Source organism: Streptomyces sp. NBC_00433 (assembly GCA_036015235.1).
GTDB lineage: Bacteria > Actinomycetota > Actinomycetes > Streptomycetales > Streptomycetaceae > Actinacidiphila.
The window spans coordinates 2233537-2246677 of sequence record CP107926.1; the positions used below are offsets into that span (position 1 = coordinate 2233537).

Below are 13141 nucleotides of genomic sequence, written 5' to 3' on the forward strand. Positions count from 1 at the left end.
GTTCGGGCACAGTGGTCGGCCCTTGGCATCGCGGGTGGCGGGCTCACGTACGGCGCCGCAGCCGAAGCAGGGGACAGCTGCGTGGTGGGCGAAGCAGGCTCGGCAGATCCTTTGGCCCTCCAGCAGTTTGGACAGTGCCTTCACCCCGTGGCAGCGCGGGCAGGCCGGCCGGACGACCTTGGTCGCCCCGGCCGCGACGAGCTCATCGATGAACCGCAGGGCAGCAGGAGTAGGGGCTTCGTAACCGGCCCCGGTCAGCAGCTCGGGCTGGGCGACGACGGCCCAGGCCAGGCGGCGCTGCCCGGCGGGCCGGACAGTGCCTCGTCTGAGAGGGCGGAATGAGAGATTAAGTCCGCTCTGTCGTCGCCTGAACGTGTGGCCTTGCTGCCTCCGGCAGGTCGCGGGGGTGGCGCCGTGCTGAGGTGACTGCGTGAGTGACCGCAAGCCCTACAAGAGCGACTTATCCGACGAACGCTGGGCGCTGATCGAGCCGGTGATCACCTCGTGGAAGGTCCAGCATCCCTCGGTCAGCGGCCACCAAGGCCGCTACGAGATGCGGGAGATCGTCAACGCCCTGCTCTACCAGTCCCGGACCGGCTGCCAGTGGGACTACCTCCCGCACGACCTGCCACCCGCCGGCGCGGTGAAGTACTACTTCTACACGTGGCGCAATGACGGCACCGACCAGGTCATTCACGACCTGCTGCGCTGGCAGGTCCGCGAGAAGAGCGGCCGATTAGCCGACCCCAGCGTGGTGGTGCTCGACACCCAGAGTCTGCACGCGGCGGCCGGTGTGCCGGCCGAAACGACGGGACGCGACGCGGCGAAGAAGGTGCCCGGCCGCAAGCGGGGACTCGCCGTGGATGTGCTTGGCCTGGTGATCGCCGTGGTGGTGCTGGCCGCCTCCGTCCACGACAACGCCTTCGGCACCGCTCTGCTCGACAAGGTCGCAGCAGGCAGTGGCGGCACCGTGACGAAGGCTCTGGTGGACCAGGGGTTCAAGAAGACCGTCGTGGACCACGGTCAGCGGGTGGGCATCGACGTCGAAGTCGTCGAGCGCAACCCGGGCGAGACCGGGTTCGTCCCGCAGCCGATCCGCTGGCGAGTTGAGCAGACGAACGGGATCTTGATGCTGCACCGGCGGCTGGTACGCGACTACGAGCACCGCCCCGCCTCGGCCGAGTCCCGGGTCCTCTGGGCGATAAGCGACGTGATGGCCCGTCGGCTGACCGGCAGCGCGACGTCATGGCGCGGCGCGTGACCAGCGGGGACCTGACCCTGGGGGCGCTGCTGGTACGTCTGGAGGAGCGCGAGCGGGAGATCGCCGCGCAGGCCGATGAGACCCGTGAGCAGGTCACGCGGCTCACCGCCGTGCTGGACGAGCTCAGTCGGGCCGCCGAGGAAGTGCGGATCACTCGCAAGACGTTGCTGGAGCTGCCCGACCCGGCTCCGCCTGCGCCGTCACCGTCCGCCCTGGAGCTGCCGGACGGGGCGGCCTACCAGGAAATCATGGTGGTGTTCGCCCAGGCAGACGGCCCGCTGCGGGCGCGGGGCGTGTGCGAGGCGATGGACTTGGATCCGGCTCCGAACAACATCAACAACGTCCGTTTGAAGCTCAAGCGCCTGACCGGGCGCAACATCCTGGCCGAGCCCGAACCGGGCCTGTTCGCCCTGCCACGACCGTAGCCGTCCGGCAAGCAGCCCTGACCAGCGCGCCTACTCGAGGTCTGAGCTCGAATCGGCCGACGGCTCAAGGCCCGTCTCCTCGGACGGCGTGGCCTTGATGCTCCCCGGAGCCCAGCCGAGGACTTCCTCGAACCTGCGGGCAACGGTCGGAGTGGGCAGGTCCCCACGGTCACGTTCGAAGGTCCGGATGGTCGCGTGACTCAGCCAGGTACGTCGTGCGAGCTCGCGCTCCGAGACACCTTCGGCTTCACGGAACTCGACGAGGGCTCGCGCCAGCCGTGCCGATTCCTCACTCATGACCGCAGTATGCCGCTGATCCCTGGCTGCGACAGCTTTCTGTCTCGATCCCAGGCCGCGAGGGCAGTGGGAGCCCCGCCAACTGCCCTGCCCTGCACTTCAATCCCGCGACAGAGAGAAATCGGGCAAATCTTTACATACCGCCCTCTCAAAGTGAGCTCGTCCGGGCTCTGCAACTCCTGGAGAGATTTGATCCGCACTGTCCAGCTCCTGCTCTTTCGATGGGCAACCAACCAGTATGCGATGCCCTGTCAGTTTCGGCAGCCCATTTCGGAGACCCCGCCCCCGACAGCCGGTCTCGGGCTGGCCGGCAGCAGCACCGGACGGCACGTTCGCCATTGGCCAGGGTGATGGCATCCGGGTCCTCGTGTCCGCGTCCGCAGCGTGGTGATCGGCATGGTCAGGCCGGGGAGCTGATCATGGGCGGGTGGACGTGTTGACGTGGGCTGACCTTGTCGAAGGGCCAACTGCGGCACTGCGGGAGATCCGCGGTCCTGGCACAGCCAGGGGGGTGGGTTCGCTCGGCGGCGTGGTCATGGTCTCCCGGGTCGACCGTCCGCGGGACGTGGCCGGGGTCCTGGTGCTGGCCGCGGCGTCGGCGCCGTGCCTGGCTGCCGGGCAGGTGGCGATGCTGGATGAGGCGGCGGCCGTGGTCGTGGTTGGCGACGATGCGGTCGCGGATCGAGTGGCGGCCGTGCTGGCCGTCCCGGTGGCGGTACCGGCCCTCTCGGCCGGTCCGGTGGCGGACATCGCCGCGGTGTGGGGTCTGCTGCTGGAGCGGGCGGTCATTCCGGCGCAGGACCGCGCGCAGCGCGCCGAGGAACTGCTGATACTGGTCGGCCGGGTCTCCGGCGAGAGCGCTGCGGGCAACGAGGTAGGCGGTCAGTTCCGCCGGCAAGCTTCGGCACCACGGCGCCCCGTGGGGAGTTCACGAGTGGGGATGAGCTGCAGCGATGAGGCGTCTCGAAGATCGTTACCCTCGCGACGAGTGATCGTTCCCCGTGGATTGTCAGAGGCAGCTGGGAGGCCGGTGGTGAACGCACGACTGCGGTGAGGGGCTGGTTGGGGTGGGTTTCGATGGCCAGGTCTGGCGTTTGGAGCGGGCGAGGGAACTGCTTGGCGAGATCGTGATCGAGGAGGCCGACTTCCCTGTGGCTCAGCGGACGGTTCGCTCCCGAGGTGGCATTCGCGGAGGTCAAGCCGTGGCTCGACGAGGTGCTCGCGTTGCTGGACGCAGAGGATTACTGACCTTCAATGGGGGATGTCGTCATGGTGGTGCGAGCGCGAGTCCGGTTCCGGTGAGGTAGCCGTCGAGGACGTCGGGGCGGTCGCCTCGGCCGGGATCACAACACGTTCTTCGACCCAGCGCCGGTTGATCTTTATGCTGATCCGTAAGTCAGCAAACAGTTGACTGAGTCGTACGTTTCGTGTCCAGGCGTGTTAGAACATCTGCCTCGGGGTGGTAGAGCATGATAGGACGCGTGCCTCGCCGGAACGATCGCAAGGACGGAGGTGCCGACACGGCTGCCAAGCGGGCTGCGAGTGCGTATGCCACGGGTGGCGGCGGGGTGGTTCTTGAGCACGCGTACGGTGCGGTTCTGTTGGCGGCCTTGTTGCGGCAGACCCCGGTCAACGGGCTTGGCGCCGAGGTCATGCCGGTCGAGGTGCAGTTCCAGCAGGGCGCGTCCCACCCGGTGGATGACGTGGTGGTGGTCGGGTGGTGCCCCACCGGGGAGCGGCGGATGTTCGTGGGGGTTCGGCGGAATCCCACGATCGGGCCAAGCAGCGCGTCGTTCGTTGGTCTGCTGGCCGACTATGTTCGCATGGTGGTCGATCACCGTGCGGAGTTCGATGCCGACCGCTGGCGGTTGGCCCTGGCCGTCGCGGCGCCGCATACCGCCTCGGCGGATGTGACCACGCTTGCTTGGCACGCGCGGAAGCATCGTTCTCACGTCCAGTTCCGGGCCGCGCTGAACGCTCCACAGGCGACGCGGGCACGGCTTCGGGAGCGGTTGCGTACCTTCGATGCGGCCGTCGACGCGGCTGCCGGGCAGGTTGGCGTCGACGGCGATCGGGAAGAGTTGACCTGGGATCTGCTCCGGGCGCTGCGGCTCATCCATCTTGCCTTGGAAGGCGACGATCCGGCCGATCGGTCCCGCACGGTCGGTGAGCTGACGTCGTTGGTCGGCGGGGTGGCGCAGGCTACTGATCTGTGGCGGCACCTGTTGGAGTTGTCCGCCGGATACGCGCAGGCTGCGGCGACGGTTGACCGGGACCTCCTGCGTCGCGATCTGGGTGCGCGTTTCGATCTCAAACTGGACCAGCCAATATCCGTTGGGAACGTTCGACAGACAACGGCAGCAGTTCGGGCCGCGGTTCGCGTCTCCGAGGCGGATCCGCGCCGGCTCGGGGTGCATGCGTCGATCCAGGTAGAGGGCGTGGAGAGCGACCTGCCGTCTTATGTCCAACGGGATGTGGACGGCGGTAAGCGGGGAGTCCGGGCACTGCTGACGGGGGCGGCTGACCGTGGTGGGTTCGTGTTGCTCGTTGGCGGCTCCTCAGTCGGGAAGACTCGCTGCGCCTACGAGGCCGTCCAGGCGGTGTTGCCGGACTGGTGGCTGATCCACCCATCGAGTCCGGATGACATCGCCGCGCTGGCCGCGAATCCCCCGCAACGGACAGTGCTTTGGCTGGATGAGATGCAGCGTTACTTCGGCGGCGAGCGCGGATTGACCGGCGGGGTGGTACGCCAGTTGCTAACTGCCGCGTCGCCCGTGGTGATCGTCGGCACGCTGTGGCCGGACCGCTATCTCCGTTACACCGAGACGCCCGCCTACGACGGCGCCGACCTGCACGGTCATGAACGTGAGGTCGTGGAGTTGGCCGACGTGTTGGTCGTCCCGGAAACGTTCAGCGCTGCCGAGCAGAGCCGGGCCAAGGCCGTCGCGGCGACGGACCGGCTGCTAGCCACCGCGTTGGACTCCGTTGGCTACGGGTTGACCCAGACGCTGGCCGCGGCTCCGCAGTTGGTCAGCCATTGGGAAATCGCCAAGACCGTGCATCCGTATGCCTGGGCAGTGTTGCTGGCCGCGGCCGACGTCACCATGTTGGGGGCCGAACATCCGCTGCCGGAGACGTTGTTGCGCAGTGCAGCGCCGGGTTACTGCACCGACAGGCAGCGAGCCGAGGCGCCCGCCGACTGGTTCGAGCGCGGTATCGCCTATGCGACACAAAAGTTGCACGGCGCCACCGCAGCTCTCGGCGCGGTGGGCGGGCCGGGCATGGGACAGCTACTCGGTTTCGAGATCGCCGACTACCTGCTGCAGCACGTTGGCCGGGTCCGGGCCGCCGAGCCGATCCCGGCGAGCGCGTGGGAGGCGGTCCTCGATCACCTCACCGATCCCGACGACCTGGTTCAGGTCGCGGAAAGCGCGAGCGCGCGGATGCTGTACCGGTACGCCGTGCCGCTCTACCGGCGCGCCGCCGACGCCGGCGTTCGCGCGGCGGCCGACCAGTGGGCGATCCTCACCGGTGATCCGGCCGGCGTCGCCGACCTGAGAGCCCGAGCCACCAACCACGACACCAGCACCCGTATCGGTGACGACGCAGCGGAGGACGCGGCAAAAAGCCTCGGCCAAGCGCTCATCCGACTCGGCGAGCTGGACGAGTTGCGCGCCCAGTTCCGGCCTACCGCGGACCGATGGGGTCCGAGTCGGCGCACCAATCAGGAACTGGCTCAGGTACTCGCCGACCGCGGGGCTGCCGACGAGCTACGCGCTCTTGCCGATCGTGGCGACCTTGCCGCTGCCGAACAGCTAGCCGACTTTCTCGCCATGCGCGGTGACGCTGGCGAGCTGCGGGAGCGCGCCCAGTTCGAGATCAGCGTCGTCTTGCCTGCCTCGGACACCGACCGGTTCCGGTCGCGCTACGAGAAACGCGAGCAAACGGCCGCCCGCGAGCGACTCGCGGACTACCTGGCCCGCCGAGGCGACGTGTCGGCACTGGCCGCGCGCACCGACGCTGCGGCCACCCGACGCCTGTTCACTTGGCTCCGGCATCGCGGCGACGTGGCCGGGATGCGACGCCTCGCTGACCTGCGGGGCGGTGATATCGAGAAGGATCTGGTCCAGGTGCTCGCTCACCGAGGCGACCATCAGGAGTTGCTGTCGCTGGCAGAGCGTGCTGACGAAATGCTGCTCGACCGGATCTCGATAGTGTTCGTGCACCGTGGCGCCCTCCGCGAGCTCGAGGCCCTCACCAAGTACCACTGGCCGGCCGCCGACCGGCTCGCAGCCGCTCTCGCCGACCAAGGCGAGATGGCCCGGCTCATCCAGCTCGCCACCCACCACGTGTGGGGTGCCGGCCAACTCGTGGACGTGCTGACCTGCCAAGGAGATGTGGCCGCGCTGCGTGACTTCGAGTCGAAGCTGTCCGGCTTCGACGCACAGCTGGTGAACCAGACGTTGAACACGCTGTTCGTCCATCGCGGTGACCTCGACGGGCTGGCTGCCAGGGCACGGCAAGGAGTCTCGGGCAGCGCCCGTCAACTGGCGCACGTGCTCGGCGACCGCGGTGACGCGGACGGTGCCTGGCGGGTCCTGCGCGAGGCGGGCCAGGACCGCCATTGGCGGGTGGCTTCCATTCACGACGAGTTGGTCGTCGATCTGGACGAGCTTCGGTCCCGGGCCGACGAGGGCGATGGAGTTGCTGCCGCTCGGCTGGCCAGTGCGCTGATCCGTCGCGGCGACATCGACCAGTTGTGGGCCCGGGCCAACCTTGGCGACGACTCAGCCGCAAGCAAGCTCGCGGAGGCCTTCGTCAACCGCGACGAGATCGACGAGTTGCGCATACTCGCCGATGCGGGTCACCACTTGGCGGCCGAGAAGCTCGCCGAGGTGCTCGTCTGTCGCGGTCGGATCGACGAGCTGACCATCCGGGCCGACAGGGGCGACGAGCGAGCCACTGAGCGGCTGCTCAACTTCCTCGTCCACCGGGGTGACCTGGAGGCGCTGCGACGCCGCGCGAACGCCGGTGATCTCGGTGCGGTCACCCGGTGGAACGAGATGACTGCCGACCGGGCGGACCTCGACGTGCTGCGGGAGTTGGTGGACTCCTACTCCGACCGGCTGCGGGCCCGGACCAGCAACTACTACATAGCCGCAGGCAAGCTGGTGGACATCCTCGTTGACCGCGGCGAACTCGACGAGTTGCGAGTCCGCGCCGACAACCACAACACTCAGGCGGCCTACCGGCTGGCTGCGCTGCTGGCCGACCGCGGCGAACTCGACGAGTTGCGAGTCCGCGCCAACGCCCGCGACTCCGCTGCCGAAGTGACGCTCGCCGACGTCCTCGCGGATCGTCGCGCGATGACCGAGCTCCGCGCCAGAGTGCGCGAGCGCCCGGAAGACTTCCAAGCTCCCGAACGGCTGGTACGGCTGTTGGTTGCCCAGGGTGAACTCGCCGAGGCCCATCGAATCCTGCTCACACAGACGCAGAGAGGCGATCACCGCGCCGCTCGGAGGCTCCCCGAACTGCTGGTCTGGCTGGGTCGCCACGAGGAGGCCCGACAGGTCGCCTGCTACGGCCTCGACACCGACGGCTCCCCGGCCACCCCCACGGACGAGTTGTCCCGATGACCTGGGAAGACTGCCCGCTGCGCGCCATCAGCGTCGAGACCACCGGCCACGACGAGGAGACGGCTCGGATCGTGGCCATCGCGTTGGTCTCCATTGACGGCACGGTGCCCCCCGACTGTGAATACCTGCTGATCAACCCCGGCGTCCCGATCCCGGCCGAGGCCACCGCCCGGCATGGCATCACCACCGACCAGGTGCGGGCCGAGGGGTCAGCTCCCGCCGAGGCGCTCCAGACCATCCGGAACCGGATCGAGGGTGCCTGGGGCAGCAGTTACCCGTTGGTCGGCTTCGACATCGTCCGCACGCTTACCCTGCTGGACCGGGAAATGCGCCGCCATCTCCGCGCCGGGCTGGCGGTGACCGGCGCAGTGGTCGACCCCCACATCATCGACCTGGCCATGGACCGCCGTGACGGCCCCAGGTCGCTGGCCGAGACCTGCGAGTACTACCGGGTACGGCACGACCGCTCGCACGGTCCCGTCGAAGACGCGCTCGCCGCCGCCCGTCTGGCGTGGAAACTGGCCCGGGGGCACCCGGACGAGGTCAGGCGCAAGCGGCTGCCGGAGTTGCACCGTCAGCAGATCGACTGGGCGCACCAGTATGCGGATCCCAGCTGGCCGCTACGACCCAACTCCACCGTCGACCCCCGATGGGATCCGGCGATGTTCACGGCAGTCCACGACAAGATCCGTGCCGACTGGGAGGCTAGACTTCGAGCTGACGGCCCGCGACCATTCGACACCGAGCTCCACATCGTCAACGACACTCAAGCCGCTCACCCCTACTTCACGTCGATCCGCTGCCTGCCGCACAACGTGGGCCATGACGACTCGTTCCCCATTGCGCTCATGGGCGCACTCGCCCAGGCGATGTCAGCCGACCGCGTCGTCATCGCCTGGGAGGCTGCTTCCCTGCAGTTGGCCACGTGGAGCCCAGGCATGCCACTGCCTGAAGCAGGGCGAACCTACACACTGCAGCTACTCGACGTCGTGGTCGGCACCGCGACCCGCCTGTGCCGACACCCGTACATCCCACCCGCCCGCGACGGCAGCACGTCGTTCTCCTGGAGTGCCACAACGGTCATCGATCATCCGACCGAACCTCTCCACCCGGTCATCACGAACATGATCAGGATGTGGCGCGAACCAAACCGCGCGCCCCAAGCCGAGTTCTCGTGGCGCTACGACTTCCGTCGAATGGGCTACACCATCACCGACGTTGTTCGTCCCCGTGGCTAGCCCCATCCGTCGTGGTTTCGTTCGAGCCTGGCGAGCTCTGATCTCGCCTGGGCTTGGGCCTGCGCGAGTGTGAGCCCGCCGGACGCGCCGCGGATGGCGGCAGCCGGGCCTTCCCCCATGAAGGTGGGCACGCGGTTATTGATCACGCGGCGAGTGTGAGTTTAGCGGTGTGGTGTCGGTGTTCGTATTCGTTGGGGCTGAGGTAGCCGTTGGCGGAGTGCCGGCGGCGGGTGTTGTAGCGGGTCAGCCAGGCGAAGACAGTCCGACGGCAGGTGCCGGCGTCGCCGAAGTCGTGGGCGCCCTGGAGGGTCTCGCGTTTCAGAGAAGCGTGGAAACTTTCGCAGGCCGCGTTGTCGGCGCTGGTGCCGATCGCGCCCATCGACCGGGTGACCCCGAGCTGGTCGCAGAGGTCGGTGTAGGCCCGGGAGCCGTATTGGGCCCCGTGGTCGCAGTGGAACACCGCGCCGTCCAGACTCCCGCGAGTCGCGGCGGCCATCCGCAACGCGTCGGAGACCAGACTGGTGCGCATGTGGTCGGCGATGGACCAGCCCATGACCTTGCGGCTGAAGCAGTCCAGCACCGTCGCGAGATAGAGGAACTCCCCGCCCGCGAGCGGGAGATACGTGATGTCGCCCATGAGTTTGAGCCCCGGCTCGGTGGCGGTGAAGTCCCGCTGGAACAGGTCCGGGACCGGTGAGGCGGCCGGGTCCGGGACGGTGGTGCGCACGCGTCTGCGCAGGCGGATGCCGGTGATGGAGAACGTCCGCATGATCCGGGCGACCCGCTTCTCGTTGACCCGCTGCCCTTTCTCGCGGAGCTCGGCCGCCACTCGCGGGGAGCCGTAAGCGCCGCCGGACTCTGCGGGTGCCGATAAATCATCCGACCAGGTCACGGCCGTGATCGCCGGTCTCCACCTGCGCCTGCTCCTTCCCCTCGATGTTCGCCTGCGCAGGGGATGAAGGCATCATGATCTGTCGTGCTCCTGCGCCTGGCCTACCTCACCGCGACCAACGCCCTGGCGCTCCTGCGCCTGCTGCCGATGAGCGACCACGATAAGGACATCGAGATCCTTGCACTCCGACACCAGCTGCTGGTCCTGCAACGCCAGGTCGACAAACCCTCCTTCACCGACACCGACCGCGCACTCCTCGCCGGCCTGCTCCACCACCTCCCGATGGACAAACTGCGCCACCTCCTCCTCCTGGTAAGCCCCGACACGATCCTGCGCTGGCACCGCGACCTACTCAGAGGGCGGTAAGTGACGTACTGCCCGTTTCGCGCTTGCAGGTGGGGCTGTCGGGCTGGTGGTGGCCTCTTCGGGTGGCTATCGCCGTGGCTGGGTGAACAACCCCTGCTCGGACTCGATCAGGATCCCGCGTTCGACCAGCCGCTTCAGCTTCAACCGGACGTTGTTGACGTTGCTGGGCGCGATCTCCAGAGCCATCGCCTCGCAGACCGCCCGCGCCCGCAGCGGGGCGTCGGCCGCGGCGAACACCCGCCATGATCTGCCGGTAGGCCGGATGGTCCGGCAGCTTCGTGGCCGGTGGCGTCGGCGGGGACGGATCGGGCAGGGCCAGCAGCGTCTTGCGGGTGATGCGGACTTCTTCGGCGAGGCGGTCGAACTCCGCCAGTTGCGCGTTGAGTTCGGCGATGCGTCCCCGCGTGGTCTCGGCCTGCGTGGCGATCTCGCGCTCTTGCTCCTCCAGGCGCGCCAGCACCGCTCCCAAGGTCAGCTCGCTGCCGCTCACGCGCTGCGCCAGGTGGGGGTGGAGGTCGCGGTCAGTATCCGGGCCATCCGGTCGCTTATGGCCCAGTACACCCTCGACTCGGCAGAGGCGGGCCGGTGTTCGTAGTCCCGTACCAGCCTGCGGTGCAGCGTCATGATCCCGTTCACCTGCTCCACCACCCACCTCTTGGGCTGCGGGACGAACCCGCTGCCCTCCGGGTTACGCTCGACGACTTCGACGTCGATGCCCACCTTCCGCCCGTGGTCGATGACAGCGTTCTTGAACCCCTGGTCCACCAGGGCCTTCTGCACCGTGTCGGTGTCGGCGGCGACCTTGTCCAGCAAGGCGATGCCGGCGGCGTTGTCGTGCGCGGACGCGGCCAGCACCACCACCGCGATCACCAGACCGAGAACATCAACTGCCAGGCCGCGCTTGCGGCCCGGGACTTTTTTTGCCGCGTCCCTTCCGGTGGTGTCGGCGGGCACTCCGACGGCCGCGTGCAGGCTCTGGGTGTCGAGCACCACCAGGCTGGGGTCGGCCTTGCGCCCCCGGCTCTCGCGCACCTGCCAGCGCAGCAGGTCGTGGATGGTCTGGTCGGTGCCGTCATCGCGCCACGTGTAGAAGTAGTACTTCACCGCGCCGACCGGGGGCAGGTCGTGGGGGAGGTAGTCCCACTGGCAGCCGGTACGGGACTGGTAGAGTAGGGCGTTGACGATCTCCCGCATCGCGTAGGCGCCCTGGTGGCCGCTGACGGAGGGATGCCGAGCCTTCCAGGAGGCGATGACGGGCTCGATCAGGGCCCACCGCTCGTCGGACAAGTCGCTCTTGTAGGGCTGGCGGTCGCTCACGAAGAACACTCCAGCACGACAGAACTCCCCGATCAGCGCCGATGCCCCTGCGCCACACGTTCCAGCGACAACAAACGCGGCATCACGTCACATACCGCCCTCTCAAACGGCGCCACGCCGCAACCTGCACACCCAAGAGGCGCGGACGGCCACCTACCATCCGCTCCATCCGCGCGCTCGTCCTGCGCCTCGCCCGTGAGAACAGTTCCTGGGGATACCGGCGCATCCACGGCGAACTCGCCGCCCTGGGCATCAAGGTCGCTGCCTCCACCGTCTGGGAGATCCTCAAAGAGCACGGCATCCCACCCGCGCCAGATCGCCAGAACACCACGTGGGCAGACTTCCTGCGCGACCAGGCCAGCGCCCTGCTCGCCTGCGACTTCTTCGAAACCCGCACCCTCACCGGTGCACACCTGTACGTCTTCGCCGTCATCGAGCACTCCACCCGACGCGTTCGGATCCTCGGCGCCACCGCACACCCCACCGCGCAGTGGGTGGTACAGCTCGGACGCAACCTCCTCATGGACCTCGAAGACGCGGGTAGCAAAGCCAGGTTCCTCATCCGCGACCGCGACTCCAAGTTCACGACCGCCTTCGACGTCCTACTCGCCGACGCCGGACTCGAGACCGTCAGGAGCGGTGTACGGATGCCGCGCATGAACTCCATCATGGAGCGCTGGATACAAACCTGCCGGCGCGAACTCCTCGACAGAACCCTGATCTGGAATCAGAGACACCTCCTGCATGCGCTCCGCGAGTTCGAGTCCTTCTACAACCAGCACCGACCGCACCGCACCCTGAAGCAAGCCGCTCCACTCCGCCCACTACCCGAACCGACCAGCCTGCCAGACAACACCAGGCGCCTGGAGGTCCACCGACGCGACCGACTCGGCGGAACACTCCACGAATACCAACATGCTGCGTGACCAGGCCGGATGATTATTCGGCACCCGCACTGCTGGATCAATTGCAGATGTACCAGGAGCCCCAACCGCCGTTGTACGTGCGGCACCAGTAGTTGTTGTCGCTGCCGCGCACCTGCATCGTTGCCAGCGGGAGGGCGATGTTGGCCCCCCATACTCCGTTGAGGATGTCGTGGGCGCCCATGCTGGTCCACGAGGACCAGGTGCCGGTGCTGGTGTTCCACCAGGTGTCCCACACCTTCGCGTCCGTGCCCAGGACGCTGTATTCGACACGTCCGTCGGTCCAGGCGAACCTCTCGACGTTCGAGCCGCACTTGTAGACGCCGGTCGGAGCCCCCACATAGGGAGGCGTGAACTGACAGGCCGAGGCTGCAACGGCCGAGCTGGTCGTGGCTCCACTGGCGGTCACCGCCACGGCGGTGGCAACGGGGAGCGCCGCGGTGGCGACGGGGACGGACTGCTGCTGCAGTCCCGGAACGAACGTGTGTGCACTGTACGTCGGTGAGGCACCGGACGCGGTGACCTCGTGCGTGCCTAAGTTGTGCGGGGTGTCAGCGCCTGCCGGCGCTGCCGACGCCCCGACGGCGAGCGCGGCCGCGGCGGTCAGCCCCATGAGGGCGTGTCGGATCTTCATCGGGTTTCCTCCCCCTCGCGCCCGGCTCCGAAAACCAGGCGCCATCGGCTGGTATGGCCATTGTGATGGACTCGTCGACGCTTATCGGAGGGATTCGTGGCGGAATGGCTTATACCGGGCCACTCATATCCCGGGGTGGCGAGTTTCAAAGG

At 67.9% G+C, this 13141-nt stretch carries 10 protein-coding genes and 2 pseudogenes; 6 read left to right on the top strand and 6 right to left on the bottom strand.

Annotated elements, in window-relative coordinates; translation table 11 throughout:
• Nucleotides 1-430 precede the first annotated feature (430 nt).
• Both OG900_09070 and OG900_09075 read left to right on the top strand, forming a co-directional pair.
• Nucleotides 431-1261 (top strand): IS5 family transposase, encoded by an 831-nt coding sequence (locus tag OG900_09070; protein ID WUH90238.1) that lies wholly within the window; start codon nt 431-433, stop codon nt 1259-1261.
• On the top strand, nt 1258-1686 hold the full coding sequence (locus tag OG900_09075) for a hypothetical protein (protein ID WUH90239.1): 429 nt from the start codon (nt 1258-1260) through the stop codon (nt 1684-1686). Before OG900_09070 ends, OG900_09075 begins: the two co-directional genes overlap by 4 nt.
• Before the next feature lie 30 nt (nt 1687-1716).
• On the opposite strand, the gene OG900_09080 is transcribed toward OG900_09075, so the two are convergent.
• Complete coding sequence (locus OG900_09080; protein ID WUH90240.1) at nt 1717-1983, bottom strand: helix-turn-helix domain-containing protein; 267 nt, start codon at nt 1981-1983, stop codon at nt 1717-1719.
• 400 nt (nt 1984-2383) lie between these two features.
• A complete protein-coding gene (locus OG900_09085; GenBank protein WUH90241.1) occupies nt 2384-2881 on the bottom strand; it encodes a hypothetical protein in 498 nt (165 codons plus the stop codon).
• A gap of 670 nt (nt 2882-3551) precedes the next feature.
• Between OG900_09085 and OG900_09090 the strand changes: the two genes are divergently transcribed.
• Entirely contained in the window at nt 3552-7619 is a 4068-nt protein-coding gene (locus OG900_09090) for a hypothetical protein (GenBank protein WUH90242.1), read from the top strand.
• Entirely contained in the window at nt 7616-8857 is a 1242-nt protein-coding gene (locus tag OG900_09095; GenBank protein WUH90243.1) for an exonuclease domain-containing protein, read from the top strand. Before OG900_09090 ends, OG900_09095 begins: the two co-directional genes overlap by 4 nt.
• Nucleotides 8858-8999: 142 nt before the next feature.
• Here the strand turns inward: OG900_09095 and OG900_09100 are convergent.
• A pseudogene (locus OG900_09100) lies at nt 9000-9719 on the bottom strand (IS3 family transposase).
• A 114-nt stretch (nt 9720-9833) separates the two neighbouring features.
• Between OG900_09100 and OG900_09105 the strand changes: the two are divergent.
• Nucleotides 9834-10106 (top strand): annotated as a pseudogene (locus tag OG900_09105) (integrase).
• Here OG900_09105 and OG900_09110 read toward each other — a convergent pair.
• A complete protein-coding gene (locus OG900_09110; GenBank protein WUH90244.1) occupies nt 10102-10605 on the bottom strand; it encodes a hypothetical protein in 504 nt (167 codons plus the stop codon). The pseudogene OG900_09105 and the gene OG900_09110 sit on opposite strands and share 5 nt — an antisense overlap.
• Nucleotides 10602-11432 carry an IS5 family transposase gene (locus OG900_09115; GenBank protein WUH90245.1) on the bottom strand — a complete coding sequence of 277 codons (831 nt, stop codon included), beginning with the start codon at nt 11430-11432 and terminating at the stop codon, nt 10602-10604. The genes OG900_09110 and OG900_09115 overlap by 4 nt, the downstream gene beginning before the upstream one ends.
• Nucleotides 11433-11473: 41 nt before the next feature.
• Between OG900_09115 and OG900_09120 the strand changes: the two genes are divergently transcribed.
• Nucleotides 11474-12358: an integrase core domain-containing protein gene (locus OG900_09120; GenBank protein ID WUH90246.1), complete on the top strand. Its 885-nt coding sequence runs from the start codon at nt 11474-11476 to the stop codon at nt 12356-12358.
• Between the two features lie 37 nt (nt 12359-12395).
• On the opposite strand, the gene OG900_09125 is transcribed toward OG900_09120, so the two are convergent.
• A complete protein-coding gene (locus tag OG900_09125; protein WUH90247.1) occupies nt 12396-12989 on the bottom strand; it encodes a hypothetical protein in 594 nt (197 codons plus the stop codon).
• Between the last annotated feature and the right edge of the window lie 152 nt (nt 12990-13141).